The following is a 25,589-nucleotide window of genomic DNA, read 5'->3' as shown; positions in this document are numbered from 1 at the left end:
AAACCGGAAGGCAGCGGCGAGACAACATCAGCCGACAGGCCCATTTCCGGCAAGACCGGGTGCGTTCCAGCTATGCCAGAAGGACCTTGGCGCTTGGAGCTTTCGTCACCGAGGTCACCGTAGCAGCCGGTCCTCCAAGTCGCCGGTTGCCGCTGTCGTCCAAGACCCCTCGCGCGGTTACGATCCAACCGTCCCGCGCCGGGCGTAGTCGGGCGAGGGGCCGATTCGTTATCGGACGACGGCAACGCGGCGCGGCGTCTCGCCGCGGCGGGTTCGTCGTCAGCCCGGGCCTCGTCGGCGACATCCGTGATGAGCTCAGCCGAATACGAACGGGCCCACGCCATGGCCGGTGACGACCTCTTGGGGCTCAAGGGCGACAGATTGCTCCGCGCATCCCGCGGACACCGTGCGAAACCGCGTTTTACGGGCGCCGTCCTGGGGTAAGCTCGGCCGGGTTGGACATCAATGAGGCGGCGTCCGATCCCATCCGTCCTTCTCCCCCGCAAACGATATATGCATTATCGATATTTCGGCCGATAGGATTAACCAGTGGCTGCATCACCTACGCGCGGCAAGGAGGCCCGCGCGCTCCCGAGGCGCGAGCAAATTCTTGAGGCGGCTCGAGCCGTTATCGACGAGCACGGTCCCGACGCGTTGACCGAGCAAATCGCCGAGCGCGCCGGGCTGGCTCGTCCCAACGTTTATCGACACTTTGCCAGTAAGGAGGAGCTCGATCTCGAGGTGGCGCGCACCGCCTATCGGGAGTTGCAAGCCGACATCGTGCGCCGGCTGGAGTTGTGCAATACGCCCCTTGACGTGATCCGTGCGCCGATCCAGAGCCAGGTCTTCTGGGCGGACAGTAACCGCAACCTGTATCGATTCCTCGTCAGCCGCGGGTACCAGCCGAGTTCCCAGCGTTACAAGGCGGATCAGGCCGACTTCGCCGCCGAACTCACCGCGATCGGTGCGCGCTATTTTCCGCATTTCGCGGACGATCCCGACGCTGCCCTCGCCATCGTCGTCGAGCTCAGCGGGCTTGTCGACGCGGGGATTCTGGCTTGGCTGAACCGCCGGACCGAGTCCCGCAAGGCACTGGTCGATCGGCTTGTGCTTCACGCTTGGCTGATTATCGACCATCACCTCCGCGACCGCGGCGTCCGCATCGACCCGGAGGTGCCGTTGCCGCGACCCGGGAAGAAACGAAACCGATAGCCGGCTACAAATTCGCCGCTCGCACACCGGATTTCGAAGCGCTCTGAGCTCTTGTGGCCGTGTCGTCAGCTCGGTGAAGACACCCATGTACCGCGTCGGGCAGTCCGGGATCGTGCGGTGTGCCACAATTGTGTCGATACATCACGTATCACACGCGCGCAAGTCACATACGGTTTCTGGCAGGTGACAAGTTGAGTAGTGAGATAACGCGCCACTCGCGAGCCGTGCGCTCGTGCCGGCGTCGGGGCGCCTGGTTCAGGCTTTGTTATTCCCTGGCGGCAGCGAACTCGGTCCAGCGCGGCGCCCTCTCCCGCAAGGCGACAAGTTCTCGATAAAGCGCCTTTTGCTCTTCGAGCGGAATGCGGCCCATGACGCCGAACAATTCGCCGCATTCGGCGACGTGCACCTCGGTCGACTCCGAGGCGTGCAGCAGAGTCTGACGGTCGGTTTCGCTCAGCTCCGCACCTTCCGGCAATTCCGCGAGGGCCTTGATGACCGACAGGCCTTCGCGGTGCTCTCCGTAAAGATCGTCGACCTCGGCATCGCCGAGCATGCGACGCAACGCCGGATAAAAGAATTGCTCCTCGAAGGCGATGTGCGCGCCGGCTTCGCGGTCGAGGCGCTCGCCACGGGCCTTGGCCGCCCGATCGTCGCCCGCCCTGAGATGTTCGGAGACCTCGTGCAGGCCGCGGCCGAGGACAGCGTGGTCCTCCTTGAAAGCATCGGCCAGATCCGATGGGCCCCAAGCGTTTGTCATTGAACAAACTTCGTCGACATTGACGACAGTATAGTTGTGCTCGGGAAAGGCAATCACAAGAAATGTGTCGCCTATATGGTTTTCGCGCGAATGAGCCCACGAAGGTGGAGTGCACACTCGTCTATGCGCAAAACGCCCTGATGGTACAGAGCCGCGAAGACGTGACCGGCCGAGGGAACGCACATGGCTGGGGTATTGCGACCTATGAAGACCATTGTCCGCATGTCGAGCGGCAAGCCTGGGCTGCCTATCAAGGAGAGCATTTCCGGCGGGCAGCCTCGCGAATCTTCTCGCAGCAGGTGCTCGCCCACGTGCGCCGCGCAACCGTTGGTGCTCCGAAGATCGAAAACACCCATCCGTTCGTCGATGGCCCTTGGTCTTTCATCCATAACGGCACGGTTCCCGGCTTTGACCGACTGCGCCCCCGGCTGCTTGAGCTCTTGCCAAAGGAGCGACGCGACGCGATTCGCGGTGACACGGACAGCGAACATGTCTTCCACTACCTGCGCACTCTGCAAGCGCGTTCGCCGGACCTTCCGCTGCTGGAGGTGCTACGCCAAGGGATCCGTCAGATCGCACAGTGGTGCGGCGAAATTGAGCCGACCGCACCGATCGGTCTCAACGTCATCCTGACGGACGGCGAGCAAATGGTCGGCAGCCGCATCGGACGTACGCTCTACTATGTCCAGCGCGAAGGCGTGCACGATTGCGAAATCTGTGGCTTCCCGCATATTCGTCATCACACCGACCGGCTCTACCGAGCGGTCGTCGTCGCCTCCGAACCGATCAGCCATGAGCATTGGCGCCAGGTCCCGGAACGCTCTGTGTATCGGGTGACCGAGGATTTCTGCTTTGACATTGAGCCGCTGTAAGTTGCTGGCTCCCAAGGCGTTCGGTCGCCATAGCGCGGACACGGTAGCAGAATGCGAACAAATCGCGGCGGGTAGACTCGGGTCACCCACCCTGTGCGGGGAATAGGACAGGTACTTGGTCTCAGGACCGGCAATGGACAGGCAGCTGCTTCCGTTAGTCCCGCGGATCGTCGCAACGCTGGACGAGCGCGAGTTGCGTCATGTCCAGGTGGTAGCGCAGAAGACAGCCGCGAAGGATGCGGCGCTGGCGGCGACCAGTGCGTTTGGAGACCGTGTGCGGCCGGGTATGGCGGCGGGCCCGTGGCTGGTCATCGGTGACACGCGAGAAATCGGCCTTTCCACACCGCAAAAGGCCCCGACCTACGAATATCGGCTCTCACTTCTCGCGCGCCGCGGCGACCTGGTCACTTTCGGCGGTGAGCCCCACCCCGATTTCGAGAATTACCGCTCGCATGTCCTCGGGACCGGACCGGTCGTCACCCTCAATTTGTCCTCCGGGGAGGGCAACCCTTTGCGCCCACTGGCGGTGCGTTGTCGACTCGATGCTGAGGCGTTCGAGCGCATCGTGGAAGCGACGAGGCGCAAGGGCGGTCTGACTATCCTCCCGCATATCGGCATGGGCAGCACATGGCAACTCGGCGCAGCCGTCGCTGAGGCGGCGAACGTCGCCGTTCACATTGCGAGCCCGCCTCCACGGCTCACGCGGTGCGTCAACGACAAGCTTTGGTTCGCAACATTGATCAGCGAGGTGCTCGGTGACGATGCCTTGCCTCCAACGTGCGCCGCGTATGGTCCAGCCGCGCTCGCAAATCGCATTCGCGCGCTCGCCCGATCGGCGGCGCGAGTGGTAGTCAAGGTGCCCTACAGCGCAGGTGGGGCCGGGAATGTGAGTGTTGCCGCAAATCAGGTGGCTGGGGCTTCGCTGGCGGACATCAAGGAATACATTCTCGACACCCTGCATGCGCTCGGCTGGTACGACGTTTATCCGCTGCTTGTCGGGTTATGGGAGGCGCCGGCGTTGAGCAGTCCTTCCGTCCAGTTGTGGATCCCCACTATCGACGATGGCCCGCCTCTCATCGAGGGCCTGTTCGAGCAGCAATTGCTAGGTAGCGAGGGGACCTTTGTGGGGTCAGCGCCAGCGGAGCTTCCGGAGCGCTGGCGAAACCAACTGGCCAATGAGGCGATGCGTCTGGCGGCGGTCTTGCAACTGGTCGGATACTTTGGCCGATGTAGTCTCGACGCGCTACTGGTAGGGCAGAGCTTCGAATCCGCGGACTTACACTGGATTGAGTGCAACGGTCGCTGGGGCGGTGTCTCCATTCCGATGACCATCGTGAACCGATTGAGCCGGGATCCTAGCCGCACGAAATTCGTAGTGGCACAACGCATTGGAGAGAGCCAAGCGCCGCGGCCGTTCGCCGATGCTGTTCGTGGTCTTGACGACCTGCTCTTCAAACCGGGCAACCGGGAACAGGGCGTCATCCTTTTGAGCCCGGTCGAGATCGAGGCCGGGCGGGGCGTGCAATTGCTGGCCTGCGCCGAAACCACCGCTGCGGCACGCGAGCTGTCAGAACAAGCGATCCTCATTCTGTCGCGGCCGTCGCGCTGAACGGAGTGGATCGGGTGGACCGTGTTCAACCTGCGAACCGCAAAACCTCGCTGAGCGGTCGACGGGGCGTAAACCTCGGCGGTTCGGCCGCCGGGGGCGCCACGCCCACCCGCACCAGAACCTGCGGCCTCCTGCCCTCTTCCAGGAGTTCGGCGATCATCTCGCGCGTGACTTTGAGCTCGGTGACGTGAGTTACCGGGCACGTCGCCAGGTTCGCCATCGTGCACTCCAGTAACAGCGCCGAGAGCGCTTCGCCGGACAACAGCGCGTCAAGTCGAGTGTCGCCGTCGGTGGACAGCATCACAATTGTCGACTCGTCTTCGGGGATTTCGGTGCGCCGTTCCCGGTTATGCGTCATCGGGAACGTCCGCGCGATGTCGACGCGCTCGCTCTCGGCCGGCGAGACCAGAGCGCTGTACGGAACGCCCTCTGCTCCCTCGAACGGCGTTGTCCACCAATGCAGCTCATTGTGGTACGCGGTGTCATACAGGCGCAGCGACTCGGCCATCCACGACGCCCGCGCCAGCCTGTCGCGTACGTCGTTGGCCATCACGTCCAGATGCACGGCATCGTTGTCGATGGCACCACGCAGGGACTGCTCGAGCGCTTCGAAGTTCATCGGTGCGATGAATGGCAATCGGTCGGTTCGGCGTGCCCAGATCGCGCCGGCGCGCCGCCGCTCGGCGTCGGTGACGCTCCCCACCGAGGTGAAGTCGACGGACGCCAGATGGTTGGGATCCTTCGGATCGGGGAGGCGGGAGATCCGGGCTTGCCGCCCCGCTGCGGCGAGCGCCACTCGAAGGTGGTCGAGCGCCGCGCCACAGCTGATCAGCGCCTCCCGGCCGGACCGGTCGGAGACCATCGCCCGGCTTGAATCGAGAAAGAGCTGCAGCTGACCGCGGCCGGCCGTCCACAGCCAGGGTTGGCTGTTATGCAGGGACGGCGCGCGGCATGCTGACCGCACCGCGTCCTCAACGAGTTCGGTGTCCGCCATGGCGGCTGGCATATCGACCTCAATTCTTCGCCTGACACCGAGCATCCCACTTCCCGAGCCGCTTGTCGGTCGAGTGCTCCAGATTTTGCAATGAAACCCCCGGGACGGACCGGCGGGTGACAATCGGTGTGCAACCAATCCCGGTAAGGACGGTGGCGATGGTAGGAAACCAAGAGGGCATCGGCATCCTGAAACTCGAATGCCCGCAGGGTCATCCGGTGGGCAGGCTGCTCAAGGACGCCCCCCATCAGGCGGTCGCCTACGACCCCGGCGCCCAGGCGGGGCCGCGCCGGTTCTGGCCGGACGAAGGCGACCAGCCGCAGTTCAAGACGACCTGCAGATACTGCGAGAAGCCGGTGGCACAAGCCACGGCCACGCTGCAGAGCGCACTCGCGACGTTGCTCGACGACGCATCCGCCACCAGCGCCACGGCGACGCTGCCGTATGTCTGACCGGCTGCCGCCGCTACTGTAAGAGCGACAGTAGCGACCGACGCACGAGGAGTCCCGTGGCGCAGACACCGACGACATCGCAGAGCACGCCCCGACCGCCGGAGGGCGATTGGCTCGGCACCCCCTATCTGACCTTCGAGCGCCAGGGATCGATCGCGGTGTGCACCATCGACCGGCCCGAGGCGCGCAACGCATTGACACCCGCGATGTACTTCGGAATCCGTTACGCCGTGGGCCGTGTCAACGAGGACAGGGAACTGGCCGGGCTGCTGCTCACCGGGACCGGAGACGTCTTCGCGCCCGGCGGCGACATGGGCGGCGGGGGAGCCACGGACAACTGGATCACCTTCGGCGGCGCGCTGGGCATGGACGTCACCCCGTTCGACGCGGTCCGCACCTCCGCGAAACCCGTCGTCTCCGCGGTCAACGGACTGTGCCAGGGCGGCGGATTCCAGATCGCGCTGTGCAGCGACCTGGCCGTGGTCAGCGAGCGGGCGACCTTCCGCGTGCCCGAGCTGTTCCGCGGCTACGCCGACACCTATTACAGCCAGATGCTCACCCGTGTCATCGGGCCGGTGCGCACCCGCGACCTGATGTTCACCGGACGGGTGCTCACCGCGGCCGAAGCGCTGGACTGGGGCCTGGTCACCCGCGTGGTCGCGCACGACGACCTGCTCGCCGAGGCGAAAGACCTGCTTGCGCAATGCTGCCGCACCGCGCCGCGCGCCCGCGGCGTCATCAAGTCCAGCATCGACAGCTATCTGGGCCTCTACGACCGCATCGGCATGACCAGCAGCCTCAGTGACGCCGAGGCGCGCGAGGGCTTCCGCGCGTTCAAGGAGCGCCGCTCGCCCGACTGGGTGCACCCGGACCTGCGGGTCGACGGGCGGTTGTGATCACCACAGGTCGAGCCACTCGCCTCGGGGAGCGACCCGGAGCCGGTCGCTGATCCCGGCCCGATCGAACGCCGCCGCGAACTCGTCGACGCCCTCGCTGAAGTGGGCCCAGCCGTCGACGTGGGCCGGGATCACCACCCGGGCGCCCAGGATCTCGGCGGCGGCCGCCGCGCGGGCCGCGGTCAGGGTGAGCGGTCGCCCGCGCTCTTTGACCGGCACGCTGGCCGCCCCCGCGAACAACACCGCGACGTCGATGACGCCCGCCCGGTCGGTCACGTCCTTGACCGCCGCCATCGAGGCGTTGTCGCCGCTGAGATAGACGGTGGGCAGGCCGGGCCCGGACAGCACGAAGCCGGTCACCTCGCAGTTGACGTGGCCGCTTTCGTCGCGCTGCCCGTCGGCCGGGCCATGCACCGCCGGAACGGCTTGCACGTCAAGCGATCCGGACAGTTCGTACGTCTGCCAGGGCGCCACCCCCACCGCCGGCGGGCCCAGCCGGCCCGCGGCCCCGGGGTGGGTGAGCACCAAGGGGGCGGCCAGGGCCATCCGGCGGCCGGCGTCGTCGAGGTTGTCGGGATGCTGGTCGTGGCTGATCAACACCGCGTCCACCCGGCCCAGCGCCTCGGCGCTCACCGCGGGCCCGGTCAGCTTGGTCAGGTAGGAGTGCACGCCGGGCGGGTCGAACGTCGGATCGATCACCAGCCGGTGGCCCGCGATGTCGACCACCGTGGTCGGGCCGCCCAGCACGCTGATCGCGCATTCGCGCCGGCGCGCGTCCACCGGCGCGGTCATACCGCTCGTGTCCGGCCACGCCAATATGGTTGGCGCAGCTCGGTTTTGAGGATCTTGCCGCTCGCGTTACGGGGCAGTGACTCCACGAACTCCACCGTTCGCGGGCATTTGTAGCCGGCGAGGTGCCGGCGGCAGAACGCGATGACGTCGTTGGCGTCGACCTCACCCGAGGGCACCACGATCGCCTTGACCGATTCCCCCCAGAAGTCGTCGGGCACCCCGATCACCGCGGCGTCGGCGACGGCGGGATGCTCGATGAGCACGCTCTCCACCTCGGGGCCGTACACGTTCTCCCCGCCGGTGATGATCATGTCCTTCAGCCGGTCCTCGATGTAGACGTAGCCGTCGGCGTCCAGGCGCCCCACGTCGCCCGTGCGCACCCAGTCGTCGCCGGTGATCGTCTCGGCCGTCGCCTCCGGCCGGTTCAGATAGCCGCTCATGTTCTGGTTGCTGCGCACCCAGATCTCGCCGGGCTCCCCGGCGGCGACCTCGACGCCCGTTTCGGGATCGACCACACGAATCTCGGTGCCCAGCACCGCCTTTCCGGCTGCCAGCTGCAGGTGCGGACGGGCGGAGTCGCGGTGATCGGCGTCGCTGAGCGCGGTGACCGCGCCGCACAGTTCCGTCTGCCCGTACACCTGAACGAATCGGGTCTCAGGCCAGGTGGACAGCGCCCGGTGCAGCAGCGGCAGCGGCATGGGCGCCGCCCCGTACACGATGTAGCGCAAGCCCGCGACCGTGGCATGCGCCGCCTCGCCGGCGTCGAGGAACCGGGCGATCACCGGTGGGACGAAGAACGCGTGGGTCGCGCCGGCCCGCACCGCGCCGATCAGGGCGGCAGCGTCGGGCTCGCGGGTCATGATCGTCGGCACCCCCGCGCGAATTCCGAAGAGCGCGTAGCCGATTCCGCCGACGTGGAACAGGGGCATGGCCACCAGGTTGGCGTCCTCGTCGTCGAACGGGAAGGCGGGCGCCAGGTTGGCGGCGTGGTTGACCAGCGCGCGCTGGCTCAGCAGCACGCCCTTGGGTCGCCCCGTGGTGCCGGAGCTGTAGATCACCAGCGCGGTCTCGCCCTCGTCGACGCCCGCGTCGCCCTCGGTGGGCGCCGCCGCGGCGAGCAGGGATTCGTACTCGTCACCCACCGCGACGATGCGCTGCACGCCCGGCACCCGTGCGGCGGCCGCCTCGGCCGCCGACTGCAGCTCGGCGCCGACGAAGAGCAGCCGCGCCCCGCTGTCGTCGAGCACGTGCACGAGTTCGTCGCCGATGACGCGCCAGTTGACGATGGTCGTCACCGCCCCGATCGACGCGGCGGCGAAGAGGACCTCGAGGCAGGCGGGGTGGTTCTTGTCCAGGAACGCCACGCACTGCCCCCGCTGGACCCCGGCGGCGCGCAGCGCGCCGGCCGCGCGGCGGATCCGCGCGGCCCAGTCAGCCCAGGACCACTGCTGTTCGCCGTAGCGAATGGCCACGGCGTCGGGCCGCTGCTGTGCGTGCCGATCGACGAACCCGGCCAGTGTCTCGGTCGTGTTCGCCGCGGTGTCGGCTGGTGGCATTGATTCCCCCAGGTAGGTGAGTTTGTTCCTCTTGAGTGTGCACTGGGGCCGTTGAGTGTGCACTGAGGGTGGGAGCTAGGCGATTTTCCCTCCGTGGACTCACACGCAAAGCCCTGGATACCCACGCAAAGCCGAGCCGCAGCGCGCTCATTCCATCGACCGGATCATCATGCCGCCATCGCCTGCGGCTTGGGGGGTCGCGTTGTTGTCCTGACGGTAATCGACGAACGCCGACTGCTGAGTCGAGGTGTTCAGCAGTTCGGTGAAGGTGCCGATGACGGGGATCGCGCCCTCGGGTGCCAGCACGTCGGCGGTGTAGTCGATGGAGGCCTCCTGCTGGAACTTCGGCCCCGGCAGCGTCCTGGTGCGCGGCTCGCTGACTTCCCGCACGTTGCCCAGGACGGCCGATGCGGTGCTGGCGAACTGATCTTTGTCCGCTTGCAGGACGGCCACCACATCCGTTCCGCCGGCCAGTTTGACGGTGACCCGCATCTGCGCGCTGCGGTCGGCGTTGCTGAGCGCCACCCAATTCGGCCCGCGGTGGCCGAGTGTCCAGCCGGGCGCGGGAACGATCGAGACGCCCTGGGCGATGGCGATCGGCTCGCCCGAGGTGAGCCGCACCGAGGGCGGCGAGGTGGTGGTTCCGATCACGACGATGGCCGCCGCGACGGCGGTGGCCACGATCACCGCGACGGGGGCGACCCGCCGCGGACGTAGCGGCTCGGGTGTCGACGTAAACATGTGTTGGCTCCTAATCCGGCCCTGGGCGAAGGGGGTGATGCGCCCGCTGGCTTTCACCATGTCCCCGCGGACGGGCGCTGTTCAAGACCGGGCCGCTATTTGCCGATAGCTCTCTGCTATCAAACTGACCGTCTCCGGCGCCATCGCAGAGTTTGCCCACGTGCGAGCGGTGCGGTGTGTCAACATGTCTGCGGCCTGACACGATCCTTCAGCAGAGGGGACCAAGCGTGGTGAACCCTGACCGTGCCCGCTCACGCACGTTCGTCGTGACGGGCGCCGCATCCGGAATCGGCCTGGCGACCGCGAGGCGCCTGTTGGCCGAGGGGGGCACGGTCGTCGGCGCCGACCTGGCCGACCCGCCCGACCTCGGGCCCGGGTTCGAGTTCGTGACCGCGGACGTGACCGACGAGGCCGCGGTCGCCGCGGTGCTGGCCGCCGTGCCCGATCGCCTCGACGGCGTCCTGCACGCGGCCGGCGTCGCCGGGGGAGGCCCGGTCCATCTGCTCGACCGGGCCGAATGGCAGCGGGTGATCGAAACCAACCTCACCGGCACGTTCCTGGTCGCCAAGGCGGCGCTGGCGCGGATGATCGAGCAACCCCGGGTGGACGGCGAACGCGGTTCGCTGGTGACCGTCGCCAGCGTCGAGGGCCTGGAGGGTACGGCGGGCGGCAGCTCGTACAACGCGGCCAAGGGCGGCGTCGTGCTGCTCACCAAGAACATCGCGCTCGACTACGGGCCCAGCGGCATCCGGGCCAACGCCATCTGTCCCGGCTTCATCGACACGCCAATGGCCCAGAACGTCTTCGGCCTCCCCGGCATGGAGGGCCCGCTGCAATCGATCACCGCCGAGCACGCCCTGCAGCGGCTGGGCCGGCCGGAGGAGGTCGCGGCCATGGCGGCGTTCCTGCTGTCGCCCGACGCCTCCTTCGTCAGCGGCCAGGCCATCGCCGTCGACGGCGGCTACACCGCCGGCCGCGACCACGGTGTCGTCAAACTCTTCGGCTTTCCCTCCTAGCGCCTTAAGATTCGCGCATGGTCACTCCCGACGAGGCGATCGAGGCGATTCGGGGCACCGGCGGTGCGCAGCCGGGCTGCCGCGCGCTGCACGCCAAGGGCACGCTCTACCGCGGCACGTTCACCGCGACACCCGATGCGGTGATGCTCACGCGCGCAAAGCATCTCGACGGTTCGACGATCCCGGCGCTGATTCGCTTCTCCAACGGAGCCGGCAACCCCAAGCAGCGCGACAACGTGCCGGGGATCCGCGGCATGGCGGTGAAGTTCACGCTGCCCGACGGCTCCACCACCGACGTGTCCGCCCAGACCGCACGACTGTTCGCCTCGAGCACACCGGACGGATTCGTCGATCTGCTCAAGGCGATGCGGCCCGGCCTGACCACACCGCTGCGCATGGCCACCCACTTGCTGACCCATCCCCGGCTGCTCGGCGCGCTGCCGGTGCTGCGGGACGCGAACAGGATCCCGGCCAGCTATGCCACCACCGAGTACCACGGCTTGCACGCGTTCCGCTGGGTCGCCGCCGACGGCAGCGCCAGATTCGTTCGCTACCACATGGTTCCGGCCGCCACCGAGAACTACCTGTCGGCGTCGGCCGCCCGGAGCGAGGGTCCGGACTTTCTCACCGACGAGCTGAACGCGCGCCTGCAGGGCGGGCCGGTGCGATTCAACTATCGGGTGCAGATCGGCGGGCCCACCGACTCGACGGTCGACCCGTCGGCGCCCTGGCAGAGCACGCAGATCGCGACCGTCGGCACCCTGGAGATCACCGGCCTGGAGACCGAGCGCGAGCATGGCGGCGACATCGTGGTGTTCGACCCGATGCGGGTGACCGACGGCATCGAGCCCTCCGACGATCCGGTCCTGCGCTTCCGCACGCTCGCGTATTCGGCGTCGGTGAAGCTCCGCACCGGCGTCGACCGCGGGGCCCAAGCGCCACCCGCCTGACGACAACCTCGCCCCGCCGGTCGCCCGCGAGCCGAAACCGGCGGCAGGCTAGGGTTTTTCTTCAGTGTCGCCTTCCCACATGCTTCTGATCTGTTTGGCCGGGTTCGGCGCCGGCGCCATCAACGCGCTCGTTGGGTCCGGCACCCTGATCACGTTCCCCACGCTGGTCGCCCTCGGCTTCCCGCCGGTCACGGCCACCATGTCCAACGCGATCGGTCTGGTCGCCGGCAGCGTGTCGGGCACCTGGGGCTACCGCGCCGAGTTGCGTGGCCAGTGGGACCGGCTGCGCTGGCAGATCCCGGCGTCACTGGCCGGCGCGGTGCTGGGCGCGTTCCTGCTGCTGCATCTGCCGGAAAAGGTCTTCGCCGAGGTGGTGCCGGTGCTGTTGGTCCTGGCGCTGACGCTGGTGGTCGCCGGGCCGCGGATCCAGGCCTGGACGAGCCGGCGGGCCGAGGCGGCGGGCCGTTCGGCCGAGCACGTCACGCCCGCCCGGATGGCCGTCCTGGTGCTCGGCACGTTCGCCGTGGGCGTCTACGGCGGCTACTTCACCGCGGCGCAGGGCATCCTGCTGGTCGGCGTGATGGGTGCGCTGCTGCCGGAATCGGTGCAGCGGATGAACGCTGCCAAGAACCTCATGACACTGGTGGTGAATGTGGTTGCGGCGGTGGCCTATACGTGGGTGGCCTTCGACCGGATCAGCTGGCCGGCCGCGGGGCTGATCGCGGCCGGCTCGCTGGTCGGGGGAGTGGTCGGGGCCCGCTACGGGCGCCGGTTGTCGGGCAACGCGCTACGCGCCACCATCGTGGTGGTCGGCCTGATCGGGTTGTATCGACTGGTCGCCGTCGCGTGACGGAAAAGGCTGGGGCCCAAAGGGTTCCAGCTCAGCGTGGCAGCGGCCGCCTCCTCGATCACGTCCACCGCCTCACCCGTCTGCGCCACGCCCGCAGCTGGCGCATCGCCCCGTTGCCCTGCTCGGCGACGCGGTCGAGTTCGGCTGCGACGCGGTCATATTCACCGAGCGACTCCAGCGCCGGCCGCACCCGCCGCACGAGCGCGCCCAGCTGCTCGCGCGCCGGCACGGCTCCGCGCCAGTCCCTCGCCGAGCCCGGAGCTGGTTGCCACGACGCTGGAAGTCGTTTCCACCTGGCAGCTGCTCAGCTCCAGTTTCGCGGAGCCGGTTCACCGGTGCGCGGGTCGACGAGGAGGAATTCCTCCTTCGCGCCGAAGGTGGGCGGGTCGCTCATCCGGCCGGGGGACGGCGATCAGCGGCCGGGACGCCCCGTCACCAACGGGCCGCGGACGCCAGGGCGGAATCGGCCGTCGGGTAGATCGGCAGCAGCCCGGACAGGCCGCACGCGTCGACGATGCGGGCGACGATCGGCTCGCAGCTCACCAGCCGCAATTCGATGCCGCGCTCCTTGCAGCGCTTCGCCTCGTCGGTCAGCACCGCGAAGGCGCAGCAGCCCATGAACTCGAGGCCGGTCACGTCGATCACCAGGGGGCCGGGAGCGATGACGATGCCGGCCACCTCGGAGACCAGCTGGCGCCAGGTGTGCTCATTGCAGGCGTCGATCTCCCCGCCCGCGTAGACCAGCACCGCCGGGCCGCTGCGATCGGCCGTCGCGCGCAGCGTGCTGTTCGGATCGCCCAGCTCGTACACCAGCTTCGTGCTCAGCATCAAGTGGGTAGTTGTCATAGGTTCTGCAATGGCCGAGCACATCGTGGACTCCTAATCGACCGGCGTCTACGACGCTGCGATGGATGCCCGTCCTGCCCTCTGAAGACAGACTCTTCGCGGAAGTGCGAATCTCATTTCTATAACAAGACAGGTCGGTCTGTCTACCTGTCCCGGCTAAGAGTATGTTGTGGGTTGTTATGACAGCTTCCGACCTCGGAAGGCCCGCCGCGTCGGCTCGCGAGCGCATCTTGACCTCGGCATATGACCTGTTCAGCCGGCGCGGGGTCCGTGCTGTCGGCACCGAAGAAGTGATCGAGCGGGCCGGGGTCGCAAAGGCCACGCTGTACCGCCACTTCGCCACCAAGAACGACCTGGTGCTGGCCGTGCTGCAGCGGCGCGAGGAATTGTGGACGCACGGGCTGATCGACGAACAGTCCCGGCAGCGCGGCGAGACGCCCGAGGAACAGTTGCTGGCGATCTTCGACGTCATGCACGAGTGGATCCAGCTGCGCGACGGCTACGAAGGCTGCTCGTTCATCAACGTGCTGCTCGAGCTCGGACCCGAATCCCCCGCCGGACAGGCCTGCATCACCCACATCGAGCACGTCCGCGACATCCTGCGTCACCGCGCCGTCGCGGCGGGGCTGGCCGACGTCGAGGACTTCGCCTCGTCGTGGCACATCCTGATGAAGGGCGCCATCGTGCTGGCGGCCGTGGGTGATTCGGATGCGGCGTTGCGTGCCCGCAGGATGGCGGTCGCCCTGATCGAAGAGCACCGGCCGGTCGCGCCGGAGGACGTCGGCGAGGCGGCCAGCTAGCCGCCGGCGGTCACGCGGCGTCGGCCGCGGTGCTGCCGGCCTTGCGGTAGTGCTCGGCCTCGAGTTCGGCGATGGCCCGCGACGTGCGCTCGCGCAGTGCGAAGGCGGCGATCAGACCGAAGACGATGGCGATGACGAGCGCGATCCAGGAGAACCGCTCCATCCAGCGCTCCGCGGCCATCCCGGCGAAATACACCAGTGCGGTGGTGCCGCCGGCCCAGCAGATGGCGCCCGAGACGTTGGCCACCAGGAAGCGCGGGTAATGCATCTTCAACGCTCCGGCCAGCGGCCCGGCGAAGATCCGCAGCAGCGCGATGAAGCGGCCGAAGAAGACCGCCCGAACTCCCCAGCGGTTGAACAACTTTTCGGCCAACGCGACGTGTCCGGGACCGAAATGTTTGGGGAACCGCCGGCCCAGGCGGTCGAAGAGCGGCATGCCGAACCGGCGACCGATCGCGTAGCCGATCGAGTCGCCGATGACGGCGCCGATCACCGCCGCGACCCCGACACCGACGGGGTTGACCGGCAGGTCGTCGTGCGACGACATCAGCGCGGCGCTGACCAGGATGATCTCTCCGGGGAGGGGGATGCCCAGGCTCTCCAGCCCGACCACACCGCCGACCACCAGGTAGACCGCGAGCGGCGGGATCGCGTGCAGCAAAACCTCCACATCCATGCGTCCAGGATGCCTGACCGCCCGGCGGAACGCGCCCTAAACCCTCCGGTTCGCGCCGGCCGGTCTGCTCGGCGCGCTGAGGCTCTCCAGTCGCGGCCGTTTGGGTTCCCGGCCGTCGGCCGAGGACATGCCGCGCAGCCGCCGCCAGATCCACGGGAAGAAGCTGTCCTGCGTCCACCGCAGCTGCTCGTAAGCGCCGCTACTGAGCGACCGCCTCCTGGCGCCGGGGCTGGCGTGGGCCCAATCATGGTTGCTTCCAGGCAGATTCAGGGCCTCGGCGGCCGCGGCGGCGAACAGCATGTGCCCCTTGCTGGAGGCGTGTACCCGGTCGACGGCCCAGGTGTCCAGCTCGCGCATCGACGGCGCGTTGTACAGGTCGACCAGCCCGAACCCGTAGCGGTCGGCGGCCGCCGTGATCGCGGCGTTGATGCGGGTCAGACGCCCCGACACCAGCCGCCCGAGCGGGAGGAACTGCGCGACGTTCGGGAAGGTCGTCGTCACCACCGTCGCACCGGACCTGGCCAGCGCGGCGTAGACGTACTCCAGGTCGGCCAGGGCGGGGCCGAACGAGCGGCCCGGCTGAATGACGTCGTTCATCCCGGCGCACACGGTGATCAGGTCCGGCCGCATCGCCAGCGCCTGCGGGACCTGCTCGTACAGGACGTCGGCGATCCGCTTGCCGCGGATCGCCAGGTTGGCGTAGTGCAGGCCCGGATAGAGCGAATCGAGCATGACGGCGAGCCGGTCGGCGAATCCCAGGAGGCCCACGACGTCGTCGCCGTCCCACAGGCCCTCGGTCTGGCTGTCCCCGATGGCGACGTAACGGCGATACCCGAACGGAATAGCCCCGCGCACGAAGCCGAGAATAATAGCCATAGCCGCCCCGGTGTGGGAAGCATGGCCACCCACTCTCCTGCTCAGAACCGCGGCCGGTGGACTAGCGTCGTTGAGCATGGCTATGCCTTTGAAGGGCAACGGGATTCGCATCGGTCGTCGGGCGAGCGTCGCGTTCGGTGTCTTCGTCGCCCTGGCCGTGTCCGCGGCGGGGTTGCTGTGGGCCAAGTGGGCGCCCTACGCGGCGAAGGCCGCCGCCGCTCACCGGAGCCGCCACTGGTCCGGATCGAGCATCCTCACCGCAGGTGGCGTGCACGCCGGGGACCGCCCGACTTGGCACGCCGCCGCGACGTTCTTCCACGCGTACGTGTCGTCGATCTGGCCGGCGCTGATCGTGGCGCTGCTGATCAGCGCCTCGGTGCAGGCGTTGCTGCCCCGGTCATGGCTGCCGCGCGCGTTGAACCGTCGAGGGGCGGTCTCCAGCGGGCTGGCCGGCGGGCTTGCGGGCATGCCGTCGATGATGTGCGCGTGTTGCACCGCGCCGGTCGCCGTCACCTTGCGGCGCAACGGCATCTCGCCCGCGGCGGCCGTCGCCTACTGGCTGGCGAACCCGTTGCTCAACCCGGCGGTGCTGGTGTTCCTGTTCTTCGTCGCGCCCTGGCAATGGACGCTGACCAGGATGGTCGTCGGGGTCGCCACGGTGCTCGGCGTCGCGGCTTCGGTGGGATGGGTCTCGCGCAGGTCCGGCGGTGAGCCCATCCCGGCGGGAACGGTCGCGGCGGCTGACGACGACGAGCCCGCGGGGCGGGCGCGCAGGTTCGTGCGGGCCCTGCTGTCTCTGTGCCTGTTCCTGCTGCCCGAGTACGCCGTGCTGGTGCTGCTCGCGGGGGCGCTGCGGGGCTGGCTGCTCAGCTTGGGCCAGCCGGCGCACCACGGACTGCTCCCGGGCCTTGTGCTGGTGCTGGTCGTCGCGGTCGCCGGGACGCTGATGGTCATCCCGACGGCGGGGGAGATTCCGATCCTGCAGGGGCTGGCCCTGCTGGGCGCGTCGTCGGGGACGATCGGCGCGCTGCTGATCACCCTCCCTGCGGTGAGCGCTCCGGGTGCCGCCATGGTCGCCCGCAGCTTCGGCTGGCGCGCCGTCGCAACCACGACGGCCGTGGTGATCGCGGCGGGACTGCTCGGGGCGGGCGTCCTCAGCTTGCTGTGAGTCGCGACCCGCGCGGGTGGTCCTTCGGTACGTTCACTGTCATGCCGAGGAAGCGTGACCGGGACGCCGAGGTGCCCGCCGCCGACTCGCTTGCGCCCCAGTACCCGATCGAGTCCGTCGACAACGCCCTCAAGCTGTTGCTGCTGTTGGGCGAACGACCCGAGATCCGGTTGAGCGAGGCGACCCGCTACCTCGGCGTGGCGTCGTCCACCGCGCACCGGCTGCTGGCGATGCTGGCCTACCGCGGGTTCGTCCGGCAAGACCCGGTGTCAAAGGCCTATCTGCCGGGGCCGTCGTTGACCGGGGTGGCGTTCGCGATCTTCGGCCGCGTCGACATCCAGCGGACCGCCATGCCGATCATGCGACGCCTGAGCGAACAGCTGCGCGAAACCGTTCACGTCGGGATGCTCGACGGCGCCGGCGTCCGCTTTGTCGCCGCGGTGGAGGGCCCGGCGGCGGTCCGGGTGGCGTCCCGGTTGGGCCGCACCCTGCCCGCGCATTGCACCTCGACGGGCAAGGTCATGCTGGCGCAGCTGCCCGAACCGGAGCTGCGCCAGCTGCTGCCGCACGAGCGGCTGGAACGCATCACGCCGTCCTCGATCGGTACCCGCACCGAGCTGGAGGCCGAGCTCGCCGCCATCCGCGAGCGCGGGTACGCGATCAATCGCGAGGAGAGCGAGGAGGGCGTGGCCTCGGTCGCGGTCCCCATACCCACACGGGCCCCGGGTTTGCGGCTCGCGCTCAACGCCGCCGCGCCCCAAAACCGGCTGGACAGCTCCGGATATGGCGCGGTGGCGGCCGCGCTTGTCAAGGCCGCCAAGGACATTGGTGATCAGCTGGGCTGAGGTGCCCGAGCGATGCCGCGTCCGCGCGGGCCTTCCGGTCGCAGTCGGCCGGCCACCGTGGGTTCCGTTCGGCGCACACCGCAATTGAGTAGTCTTACGGATTCCGGCGAGTAGCGGCCTGCCGCAGGCTGATTGGCATGACCGTTCCCGATAGCATGTCCAAAACCACCGCTGCCTTCTTCGTTCAAGCGGCTGTCGCGTTCGCGATCAGCTTCGTGACCGCGCTGGGCGGCATCTACCTGCTTCCGCTCGACCTGTGGCAGCGATCCTTCCTCGGCATCACGTTCCTGTTCTTGGTGTCGAGCGCGTTCACCTTGGCCAAGGTGATTCGCGACCAACAGGAAGCCGCCACGGTGCGTGTGCGACTCGACGAGGCCCGGATCGAGAAACTGCTGGCCGACTACGACCCGCTCAATGCCGCGAACTGAGTAGTGCTACGCAGGCCCGACGCGTAGAACTGCGCGGGTGCCGGCCCCGCGCGATCGGCGATGCTTCATCCATGGCACCCGCCACAGCACCTCCGGACCGCAGCGCCACCCAATTCCCTGCTTCGACAATAGGTTTCACGAAAGGATCGGAACATTCCCATGGCAGCTCTCACCAGATTCCCGGACGTCGCCCAAGTCGCGGCGGCCACTCCGGCTGACCGCGATCGTGTCCTGGACGTCATCCGCATCACGTCGCTGATCGGTGTCGTGCTCGGCCACACCGTGATGGCCATCAGCATCATCCGCAACCACGTCCTGATCTGGGACAACCTGCTGACCACCTCGGCGGTGTTCCAGGCGGCGACCTGGATCCTGCAGATCATGCCCCTGTTCTTCTTCGCCGGCGCCGCGGCCTGCCTGTCCTCGTGGTCCGTCGGCACCAACTGGGGTGACTGGCTGATGAAACGCTGCACGCGACTGTTCCGGCCCGTGTTCTACTACCTGGCGTTCTGGGCGGTGGCGCTGACGATGCTGTATCACGCTCTGCCGCAACATATCTACGAGCCGGTGGCCGGCGTCAGCACGCAGCTGCTGTGGTTCCTGGGCGCCTACGTGCTGGTGCTGGCCGCCATGCCGGTGCTGTACCGCATCACCACCGCGGGGCGTCTCGCCGCGGCCGTGGCCGGTGTCTACGGGACCATCGCGGCGATCGACGCCGTCCGGTTGCACTGGCCGGCCATGATGCCCCTGGGCTACCTCAACCTGGCCGTCTGGCTCATCCCCGCCATGTTCGGCATCGCCTATCGCCGCCGGCTGCTCACCGGGCGCGCCGCGCTGGCGGTCGCGGCCGCCTTCTTCGCCGTCGACGTCGCCCTGGTGCACTGGGGCCCGTACCAGATCAGCATGGTGGGCACCGGTGATCACCAGCTCTCCAACACCAGCCCGCCGTCGCTGCTGCTGGCCGGGCACGCAATCATCCTGAGCGCCTTGGCGATCGCCGCCGCGCCGGCGATCGCACGCTGGGCCCGGCGACCGCGGGTGTGGTGGTGGACGGCGATCGGCAACTCCGGGGCCATGACCTTGTACCTGTGGCACATGCCCGTGCTGCTGGGCGTGCACCTGGCCTTCGACTACCTCGGCTGCCCCCGTTATCCGGGCGCGCAGGACTTCCTCGCCGTCAGCCTCGCGCAGCTGCTCGTCGTGGTCGTCGCCGTCGCAGCGCTCTTCGTCGCGCTGCGGCCGCTGGAGAACAACCCGCTGGCCGGCTGGGACGGCGCCCCCACGGTGACCTCGCGCGGGCGCGGAGCGGCCATCGGTGCCCTGCTGTGCGTGGCGGGCGTGGCCATCCTCGCCGCGATCAGGTGGGGGCTCAAAGACGACGGCCTGGTGTGCATGGCCGTGATGGTGACCGCGCTGGTCGGCGCCCGGGTGCTGGCCGCCGCGCCGGCAAAGCACCTCACCACGGCGCGCTCGTAGGTGGAGGCTTCGTTGACCCGCGGGGCGGTCGGCCGGCCGCCCCGCGGGTCACGGTTCTTCGTCGAGGCCGTGCTCGATGGCGTAGCGGGCCAGCTCCACCCGGTTGCCGACCTGGAGTTTGCGGAAGGTCGCCTGCACGTGATTCTCGACCGTGCGGTGGCTCAGGGACAGTCTCTGCGCAATCTGCTTGGCGGACAGCCCCTTTGCCACATACCGCAACACCTCGGTCTCGCGTTCGGTGAGGCTGGGCCGGGCGGGACCGTCGTCGTTGCCCTGTGCGATACGCCGATATTCCCCCAACACCAGCCCGGCCAGGCTCGGGGTGAACACGGCGCGGCCCTCAGCTGTCGCCGTCACGGCCTGCGCCAGTTCCGATTTGGAGGCGCTCTTGACCAGATACCCAGTGGCGCCGGCCTTCACGGCTTCCAGCACATCGTCTCGCTCGTCGGAGGCCGAGAGCACCAGCACCCGCGACGACGGGGAGACCGCGAGCACCCCCGCGGTCGCTTCCGCGCCGTCGCCGTCGGGCAACTGCATATCCATCACCACCACGTCTGGCTTGACCACGGCCGCCCGCCGCCGGGCGGCGGCGACACTGTCGGCGGTGGCGACCACGGTGAAGCCGTCTTCGGCCAGGTCGCGGGCGACGGCATCGCGCCAGATGGGATGGTCGTCGACGACCATCACCGTCGTCGTGGGGGTGTCACCGGCCATGGTGTGCCTTTCCGCGTGGCAGGCACAACTCCCACTCGGTGCCTTCTCCGGGCTCACTGCGCAGGCGGGCCGTGCCGCCCAGCGAAGCCAGCCGCCCCACGATCGATTGGGAGATGCCGAGGCGCCCCTGGCCGGCGGCCTCCTCGAGCCGGCCGGCGGCGATTCCCACACCGTCGTCACGGATGCTGACCACCACGGAATCGCCCAGGTCTTCGACGAGCACGAACGCGTGCGCGCCGGGGCCGGCATGCGCGGCCACGTTGTCCAGCGCATTGCCCACCGCCGCGTTCAGTTCGGTGCCCACCCGGCGACCCAAGGGCACCGGCGTGGCGGGCAGGCTCAGCGACACCAGGTCGGATTCCCGGCTGCGCAGCAGGGTGCGCAGGTCGATGGTGGCGCCGTCGGTGTCCTGGTCGACGTCCGTGGCGGCCAGCCACCGCCGCAGCGCGCGTTCCTGCTCGCTGGCCAGTTCGGCGAGTTCCGCGGTGGCACCGCCGATTTCGTGGCCCTTCTTGGCCACCAGCGCCAGCACCTGGATGGCACCGTCATGGACTTGGCGGGACAGGCGTTCCCGTTCCTGCACCGCGGCCGTCAACCGGGCCGCCCGCTGGAGTTCGTCGTGGGCGCGCCGCGCGGTTTGGGCGGCCATGCCGATCGCCATGCCGATCGCCAGCTCGATGATGACGGTGGCGTTGTGCCCCAGGTTGAGGGCGAAATAGTTCTTGACCCCGAAATTGGTGGCCATCACCACCAGGCCCGTGAGCATGCCGCCGGCGGGGCCGAACAGGATGGCGGCCGAGATCGTCGGGTTGCTGGCCCACAGCGTGGTCGGCCAGGTCTGGTTCTCGGACGCCCAGTGTGGGGTGGTGACGATGGTGTTCGACGCCATCAGCAGCACGGCGATCACGATCTCGGCGAGCACCCACGCCGGTCGGCGGCCGAACCCGCGCAGGTACGCCAGCGCGCACGCCGCGCTCCAGCCGATGAGCACCGCGAACAGCGCCCAGCCCAGCGCGGGCCGACGCAGATCCGGGTTGATGGCGATCTGAAAGCCGGTGGCGTAGACGCAGCTCAGCAGCCGGAACACCTGCGCCGCACGCCATAACGGCGTGGTCGGATCGGGGTCGCTTTTCGCCATCGAGGTCAGCATAAGTGTGGGCCGGGTTGCGGGAGGGAAGATCTCAGTCGGCCGGCAACCGGGCCACCTCGTGACGCCAGGCGGCGCCGGTGTGCAGTGACGGCCCGAGGTCGGGCAGGTCGTCCCAATCGGCGTCGTCGATGTCCCGCAGGCTGCCGCCGGCAGCCTTCACCCGCAACGACATTCGGGCCAGCGCGTCGACGCTGATGGCCTGCAGCACCGCCTGCGGCACGGTGGCGGCCGCGCTGGTGATCCCGTGCCCGCGGCAGATCACCACCGGCCGTCCGCGCATGGCCGCCACCATCTGCCTGCCCAGCGCCGGCGTGCGGATCAGCACCGCACGCTCGTAGACGGGCACACCTCCGCGGGCCAGCCGCGCGCCCGGAATGTCGTAGGCGCCGTAGATCGGCCGGATCGCGATGCCGGCCAGGTCGGCGGCGACGACGGCGGGCGGGTGCAGGTGCGCGACGGCCCGGTGCGCCGGATCGGCCAGCATGGTCTCCACGTGGATGGGCAGTTCGTTGGGCACGCGGTACCCGTCGAGTTCGCCGTCGGCGCCCGCCCCACCGTCGAAGGTGATCAGCCGGATGTCGCTGGGCCGGGTGAACGCCACCCCGGCATCGGTGTCGCTGCGGCAGCGAACGAGCAGGCGTTCGTCGTCGACCCGCAGGCTCAGGTGGCCGAGCACGCCGTCGACCAGGCCGCGGGCCGCGGCCACCCGGCAGCCCTGTGCCACCAGCGCGCGTTGCTCATCGAGGGAGGTCATCGCGGTGCGGCCAGCCCGAATCCGCCGTCGGGGCGGACCGTTTCGCCGGTGATCCCGCGGGCGCGGTCGGAGGCCAGGAACACGAAACTCCAGGCGTGGTCCGACCCGGTGAGCGCGACGTTCAGCGGTGTGCGCGCGGCCACCTCCTTTGCCCGACCGGGGGTGTCGTCCAGGCGGACGTCCTCGAGGCCCAGGCTGGCGAGCCCGCGCAGGTCGGTGCCCAGCGTGCCGCCCGGCGCCACCGCGTTGACCCGGATCCGCGGCGCCAGCTCGTGGGCCAGGGCGGCCACCAGGCCGCGGACTGCGAACTTCGACGCCACGTACAGCGCGCCGCCGCGCCCCGGATAGAAGGACGAGGCGGACGCGGTCAGGATGATCGAGGGTCCCGTGCCGGATCGCAGCCGGGGGAGCGCCACCTTGACGGACTGCAGCTGGCTCAGCACGTTGGTGCGAAACATCTCGTCGAACGCGCCGGGGAGGTCGTCGGCGCAGATGTCGCCGATGCCCCGGTAGAAGTCGAAGATTCCGACGCAGTGGACCAGGGTGTCCAACCCGCCGTGGGCATCGACCGCGGCGTCGACCGCTCGTTCATTGGCGTCGCGGGTGACCGCGTCGCCCTCCACGACCGGGACACCGGGCAACTCCGCGCGCAGGCGCTCGCACTTCTCGCGATCACGTTCCAGCGCAGCGACTTTGGCGCCCTCGGCGCGGAAGGCGTCGAGGGCGGCCCGGCCGATCCCGGAACCGGCGCCGACGACCAGCGCCCGCTTGCCGTCCAGCCAGCCCGTCATCGCGGGGCCTCCTCGTCCGGCAGCAGCGGGGCGTGCGGATTACCGACCATCGCCGCCAGGGTGCGACTGTTCTGCCGCGTCAGGGCCTCCACCTCCAGCGCGTCCAGGGTGATCCATTGCCCCGATCGCGGCGCGCTGATCAGCAATCTCGACCCGTTGCGGGTGTCGACGCGGCGCACCACCACCTCGGTGAATTCGTTTGCGACGACGAGGGGTTCGCCGACCGTCCCGTCCAGGAGCCGCTGCAGTTCCTCGCTCAAAGGAACACCGCCAGGTTTTGCATCCGCAGCACCGATTCGTCGGCGATGATGGTACGCCGGGCCAACTTCCAGCCGTCCCCGCTACGGCGCAGCAGGTCCTCGCGGCCGCACGACAGCAGCGCGCTCTCGTTCACGTCACCCCGGCTGCGGAACAGCAGCTCGGCCGATTCGACCCACAGGTGCACGGGGTCCTCACCCTCGAAGGTGCGCACATTGGTGACGAAGTGACGCAGCCGCGACGGCGGGTCCTCGGCCCAGGCGTGTTCGGTGGCCATCCGGGCGACGCGCTGGCTCAGCGAATACTTGTCCTCGTCGAAGTGCGCCATTCCCGGGCCCCTAACCGGTGACGCGTCGAACCCGGCACCCCGGGCGGTGGTGACCCGCACGGGCATCACGTAGCGGACGTCGTCGGTCAGCGTCTGCAGCCACTCCTCGTACCGCTGGGCATCGAGCAGGTAGGCCTCGTCGACCAGGAACTGGTGGGCCTGCTGATGCCGGAGGTCATGAAACGGCAAGCAGGCCAACGGCTTTTTCATGCGCCGTTCCCCTGCAGATAGTCGGCCCACATGTTCAGCAGCGCGCGCTGGTTGTGCTCGTTGTAGCCGACCTGCGCGCGGCCCGGCCCGTGGAACGCCTCACCGGTCAGCGGCTCGACGACCGCCGTGCCGTCGGAGAGCAGGCCCATGCGGCTGTTCAGCAGCAGCCGGCGGGCCATGGCACCGCCGGCGGTGGTGGTCAGCGACACCCAGTTCTCCACGTCGTCTTGCTCGAACATGCCCGTCGAACCGAAACACATCAGGTACGCCTTGTACGAATCCTGTTTGTACTGTGGGGGAGCGGCGGCGTCCACCGCGAACCACGAGCACACCTCGGTTTCGTTCGCGCTGATCGGCTGCCACAGCCGGATCGAGATGAACGGCAGGGTCGCTGATTCCCGGTCGTGCCGACCGGACTGCACCTTGGGCCAGTTGTGCACGAAGCTCAGGTTCGGAAAGCAGGTGGCCGCCGAGATCATGAAACCGTCCTCACCGACCAGGCGCTGCTGTCGCGGCGTCCACACGTCCTTGATCCGGGCGATCATGTCGTCGGGGTAGCCGACATAGCGCATGCGCTCGTCGAAACCGCCCGGCGGGAGCTTGTAGGTGGTGCCGCCTCCCCGGTGCGCCCAATACGTCGCGCCGTCCTTGCGTTTTTGGGCCTTCGGTTCGCGAAACAGGCCGATGTCGACGATCGACGCGTGGGTGTGCGGCGTGTGGTACATGTCGCCGGCGAAGTTCTCGGCACCGATCTTCCAGTTGGCCTTGATGCGCCAGCGCTGCGGCCCCCGCACTTCCAGCCCCGCAGGGCTCTGCTTGGTGTAGAAGTCCAGGTAGAACCTGAAGTCGCCGAGGAAGTCTTCGAGCGGTTCGGCTTTCGCGTCCATGCTGATGAACAGCAGACCGTTGTAGCTCGCGAATTTCGGTGCGGGCAGCAAACTTTGGGCATCCTTGGCGAACCCGTCCTCGCCGCCATAGGCCTCGCGGTGGAACGGCAGGCCGGTGAGCCGGCCATCGTTGCGGTAGGTCCAGCCGTGGTACGGGCAGCGAAAGTTGGACGCGTTGCCCATCTCCGCGCGGCACACCTGCATGCCGCGGTGCAGGCACATATTGAACAGGGCGCGTACCTGTCCATCCGAGTCGCGACCGATGATGAAGGAGTCGTCGAGGACCCGGCGCACCACGTAGTCGCCGTCCTGCGGGATTTCGGATTCGTGCCCCACGAACGTCCACGCCCGGCTGAACAGGCGCTCTTTCTCCAGCGCGAACAGCGTGCCGTCGTTGTAGATGTGCGCGGGGATCATGCCCTCGCGGACGCTGGCCAAGACGGGGTCGAGAACGCCGTCGCGGGTGGCGCGATGGACTGTCACGGCGCCCCCATCCCACGCTGTCGTGTCTGCTCTGCAGAGAAACCTTCCGCTCAATAGAATCCCGCATGCACCCGCCCGCGGTCAATCGGCCGTTGCCGGGCCTGTCACCGGGCCGGATCCATGGCCAGCTTTTTACAAGAATGCTTTGTGGTAATTCACAGGTTGCGGGCAATCATGTGGCCGGAAGGCCGGGATACGGTGG

At 68.5% G+C, this 25,589-nt stretch carries 28 protein-coding genes and 1 pseudogene; 13 read left to right on the top strand and 16 right to left on the bottom strand.

Features of this window, described 5'->3' with window-relative positions:
* The first annotated feature begins 549 nt into the window (after nucleotides 1-549).
* Entirely contained in the window at nucleotides 550-1,212 is a 663-nt protein-coding gene (locus tag U8D42_RS12665; protein ID WP_322861543.1) for a TetR/AcrR family transcriptional regulator, read from the top strand.
* Between the two features lie 265 nt (nucleotides 1,213-1,477).
* Here the strand turns inward: U8D42_RS12665 and U8D42_RS12660 are convergent, their stop codons facing one another.
* A complete protein-coding gene (locus U8D42_RS12660) occupies nucleotides 1,478-2,026 on the bottom strand; it encodes a hemerythrin domain-containing protein (protein ID WP_322861544.1) in 549 nt (182 codons plus the stop codon).
* Nucleotides 2,027-2,073: 47 nt separating this feature from the next.
* Between U8D42_RS12660 and U8D42_RS12655 the strand changes: the two genes are divergently transcribed.
* Nucleotides 2,074-2,841, top strand: a complete 768-nt coding sequence (locus tag U8D42_RS12655) for a class II glutamine amidotransferase (RefSeq protein WP_348636951.1) — start codon at nucleotides 2,074-2,076, stop codon at nucleotides 2,839-2,841.
* A gap of 133 nt (nucleotides 2,842-2,974) precedes the next feature.
* Entirely contained in the window at nucleotides 2,975-4,450 is a 1,476-nt protein-coding gene (locus U8D42_RS12650; protein ID WP_322861546.1) for a hypothetical protein, read from the top strand.
* Between the two features lie 25 nt (nucleotides 4,451-4,475).
* Here U8D42_RS12650 and U8D42_RS12645 read toward each other — a convergent pair whose 3' ends face one another.
* Nucleotides 4,476-5,456: an Acg family FMN-binding oxidoreductase gene (locus U8D42_RS12645; protein ID WP_322861547.1), complete on the bottom strand. Its 981-nt coding sequence runs from the start codon at nucleotides 5,454-5,456 to the stop codon at nucleotides 4,476-4,478.
* 146 nt (nucleotides 5,457-5,602) lie between these two features.
* On the opposite strand from U8D42_RS12645, the gene U8D42_RS12640 reads away from it, so the two are divergent.
* The gene (locus U8D42_RS12640) at nucleotides 5,603-5,896 is read left to right on the top strand and encodes a hypothetical protein (RefSeq protein WP_322861548.1); all 294 of its coding nucleotides are present in this window, start codon (nucleotides 5,603-5,605) and stop codon (nucleotides 5,894-5,896) included.
* A 56-nt stretch (nucleotides 5,897-5,952) separates the two neighbouring features.
* On the top strand, nucleotides 5,953-6,792 hold the full coding sequence (locus U8D42_RS12635) for an enoyl-CoA hydratase/isomerase family protein (protein WP_322861549.1): 840 nt from the start codon (nucleotides 5,953-5,955) through the stop codon (nucleotides 6,790-6,792).
* Here the strand turns inward: U8D42_RS12635 and U8D42_RS12630 are convergent, their stop codons facing one another.
* From U8D42_RS12630 to U8D42_RS12620, 3 genes are all read right to left on the bottom strand, one after another.
* A complete protein-coding gene (locus U8D42_RS12630; protein ID WP_322861583.1) occupies nucleotides 6,793-7,572 on the bottom strand; it encodes an MBL fold metallo-hydrolase in 780 nt (259 codons plus the stop codon).
* Nucleotides 7,573-7,580: 8 nt separating this feature from the next.
* Nucleotides 7,581-9,140, bottom strand: a complete 1,560-nt coding sequence (locus U8D42_RS12625) for a long-chain-fatty-acid--CoA ligase (RefSeq protein ID WP_322861550.1) — start codon at nucleotides 9,138-9,140, stop codon at nucleotides 7,581-7,583.
* A 147-nt stretch (nucleotides 9,141-9,287) separates the two neighbouring features.
* Nucleotides 9,288-9,881 (bottom strand): hypothetical protein, encoded by a 594-nt coding sequence (locus tag U8D42_RS12620; protein WP_244275444.1) that lies wholly within the window; start codon nucleotides 9,879-9,881, stop codon nucleotides 9,288-9,290.
* 227 nt (nucleotides 9,882-10,108) lie between these two features.
* Here U8D42_RS12620 and U8D42_RS12615 point away from each other — a divergent pair, with 227 nt between their 5' ends.
* The 3 genes from U8D42_RS12615 to U8D42_RS12605 all read left to right on the top strand — a co-directional run bounded on the left by U8D42_RS12615 (nucleotide 10,109) and on the right by U8D42_RS12605 (nucleotide 12,697).
* A complete protein-coding gene (locus U8D42_RS12615; protein WP_090423113.1) occupies nucleotides 10,109-10,897 on the top strand; it encodes an SDR family NAD(P)-dependent oxidoreductase in 789 nt (262 codons plus the stop codon).
* Between the two features lie 17 nt (nucleotides 10,898-10,914).
* Complete coding sequence (locus tag U8D42_RS12610) at nucleotides 10,915-11,847, top strand: catalase family peroxidase (protein ID WP_322861551.1); 933 nt, start codon at nucleotides 10,915-10,917, stop codon at nucleotides 11,845-11,847.
* 64 nt (nucleotides 11,848-11,911) lie between these two features.
* Nucleotides 11,912-12,697, top strand: coding sequence for a sulfite exporter TauE/SafE family protein (locus U8D42_RS12605; RefSeq protein ID WP_322861552.1), 786 nt, complete (start codon nucleotides 11,912-11,914; stop codon nucleotides 12,695-12,697).
* A 29-nt stretch (nucleotides 12,698-12,726) separates the two neighbouring features.
* Here the strand turns inward: U8D42_RS12605 and U8D42_RS12600 are convergent.
* A pseudogene (locus U8D42_RS12600) lies at nucleotides 12,727-12,890 on the bottom strand (carboxylate--amine ligase); the annotation flags it as partial.
* Nucleotides 12,891-13,129: 239 nt separating this feature from the next.
* Complete coding sequence (locus U8D42_RS12595) at nucleotides 13,130-13,567, bottom strand: anti-sigma factor antagonist (RefSeq protein WP_208859458.1); 438 nt, start codon at nucleotides 13,565-13,567, stop codon at nucleotides 13,130-13,132.
* A 155-nt stretch (nucleotides 13,568-13,722) separates the two neighbouring features.
* On the opposite strand from U8D42_RS12595, the gene U8D42_RS12590 reads away from it, so the two are divergent.
* Complete coding sequence (locus U8D42_RS12590; RefSeq protein ID WP_085240095.1) at nucleotides 13,723-14,343, top strand: TetR/AcrR family transcriptional regulator; 621 nt, start codon at nucleotides 13,723-13,725, stop codon at nucleotides 14,341-14,343.
* Between the two features lie 10 nt (nucleotides 14,344-14,353).
* Here the strand turns inward: U8D42_RS12590 and U8D42_RS12585 are convergent, their stop codons facing one another.
* Together U8D42_RS12585 and U8D42_RS12580 are read right to left on the bottom strand one after the other, a co-directional pair.
* Nucleotides 14,354-15,019: a DedA family protein gene (locus tag U8D42_RS12585; RefSeq protein ID WP_085240096.1), complete on the bottom strand. Its 666-nt coding sequence runs from the start codon at nucleotides 15,017-15,019 to the stop codon at nucleotides 14,354-14,356.
* 36 nt (nucleotides 15,020-15,055) lie between these two features.
* The gene (locus U8D42_RS12580) at nucleotides 15,056-15,874 is read right to left on the bottom strand and encodes an SGNH/GDSL hydrolase family protein (protein ID WP_322861553.1); all 819 of its coding nucleotides are present in this window, start codon (nucleotides 15,872-15,874) and stop codon (nucleotides 15,056-15,058) included.
* 97 nt (nucleotides 15,875-15,971) lie between these two features.
* Here U8D42_RS12580 and U8D42_RS12575 point away from each other — a divergent pair, with 97 nt between their 5' ends.
* The 4 genes from U8D42_RS12575 (at nucleotide 15,972) to U8D42_RS12560 (ending at nucleotide 19,812) form a co-directional block, all read left to right on the top strand.
* A complete protein-coding gene (locus tag U8D42_RS12575; protein ID WP_322861554.1) occupies nucleotides 15,972-17,063 on the top strand; it encodes a permease in 1,092 nt (363 codons plus the stop codon).
* 41 nt (nucleotides 17,064-17,104) lie between these two features.
* Nucleotides 17,105-17,908 carry an IclR family transcriptional regulator gene (locus U8D42_RS12570; RefSeq protein ID WP_090423117.1) on the top strand — a complete coding sequence of 268 codons (804 nt, stop codon included), beginning with the start codon at nucleotides 17,105-17,107 and terminating at the stop codon, nucleotides 17,906-17,908.
* Between the two features lie 137 nt (nucleotides 17,909-18,045).
* Nucleotides 18,046-18,336: a YiaA/YiaB family inner membrane protein gene (locus U8D42_RS12565; RefSeq protein ID WP_085240099.1), complete on the top strand. Its 291-nt coding sequence runs from the start codon at nucleotides 18,046-18,048 to the stop codon at nucleotides 18,334-18,336.
* 159 nt (nucleotides 18,337-18,495) lie between these two features.
* Nucleotides 18,496-19,812, top strand: a complete 1,317-nt coding sequence (locus tag U8D42_RS12560) for an acyltransferase family protein (RefSeq protein ID WP_431523850.1) — start codon at nucleotides 18,496-18,498, stop codon at nucleotides 19,810-19,812.
* A gap of 48 nt (nucleotides 19,813-19,860) precedes the next feature.
* Here U8D42_RS12560 and U8D42_RS12555 read toward each other — a convergent pair whose 3' ends face one another.
* Genes U8D42_RS12555 through U8D42_RS12525 form a run of 7 tightly spaced genes read right to left on the bottom strand, consistent with a single transcriptional unit; the run spans nucleotide 19,861 to nucleotide 25,321 of the window.
* A complete protein-coding gene (locus U8D42_RS12555; RefSeq protein WP_085240101.1) occupies nucleotides 19,861-20,526 on the bottom strand; it encodes a response regulator in 666 nt (221 codons plus the stop codon).
* Nucleotides 20,516-21,676, bottom strand: a complete 1,161-nt coding sequence (macS, locus tag U8D42_RS12550; RefSeq protein WP_085240102.1) for a MacS family sensor histidine kinase — start codon at nucleotides 21,674-21,676, stop codon at nucleotides 20,516-20,518. Before macS ends, U8D42_RS12555 begins: the two co-directional genes overlap by 11 nt.
* Nucleotides 21,677-21,707: 31 nt before the next feature.
* The gene (locus tag U8D42_RS12545; protein ID WP_322861555.1) at nucleotides 21,708-22,430 is read right to left on the bottom strand and encodes a class II aldolase/adducin family protein; all 723 of its coding nucleotides are present in this window, start codon (nucleotides 22,428-22,430) and stop codon (nucleotides 21,708-21,710) included.
* On the bottom strand, nucleotides 22,427-23,221 hold the full coding sequence (gene hcaB, locus U8D42_RS12540) for a 3-(cis-5,6-dihydroxycyclohexa-1,3-dien-1-yl)propanoate dehydrogenase (protein ID WP_322861556.1): 795 nt from the start codon (nucleotides 23,219-23,221) through the stop codon (nucleotides 22,427-22,429). Before hcaB ends, U8D42_RS12545 begins: the two co-directional genes overlap by 4 nt.
* Nucleotides 23,218-23,481 (bottom strand): dihydrodiol dehydrogenase, encoded by a 264-nt coding sequence (locus U8D42_RS12535; protein WP_322861557.1) that lies wholly within the window; start codon nucleotides 23,479-23,481, stop codon nucleotides 23,218-23,220. Before U8D42_RS12535 ends, hcaB begins: the two co-directional genes overlap by 4 nt.
* Complete coding sequence (locus U8D42_RS12530) at nucleotides 23,478-24,017, bottom strand: 3-phenylpropionate/cinnamic acid dioxygenase subunit beta (protein WP_085240105.1); 540 nt, start codon at nucleotides 24,015-24,017, stop codon at nucleotides 23,478-23,480. The genes U8D42_RS12535 and U8D42_RS12530 overlap by 4 nt, the downstream gene beginning before the upstream one ends.
* On the bottom strand, nucleotides 24,014-25,321 hold the full coding sequence (locus U8D42_RS12525) for an aromatic ring-hydroxylating dioxygenase subunit alpha (protein ID WP_322861584.1): 1,308 nt from the start codon (nucleotides 25,319-25,321) through the stop codon (nucleotides 24,014-24,016). Before U8D42_RS12525 ends, U8D42_RS12530 begins: the two co-directional genes overlap by 4 nt.
* Nucleotides 25,322-25,589: the final 268 nt, after the last annotated feature.

This window comes from Mycobacterium europaeum (assembly GCF_034555895.2).
Lineage (GTDB): Bacteria > Actinomycetota > Actinomycetes > Mycobacteriales > Mycobacteriaceae > Mycobacterium > Mycobacterium europaeum.
The sequence above is the reverse complement of the archived record's forward strand: the minus strand, read 5'-3'. Positions and strand labels throughout refer to the sequence as shown.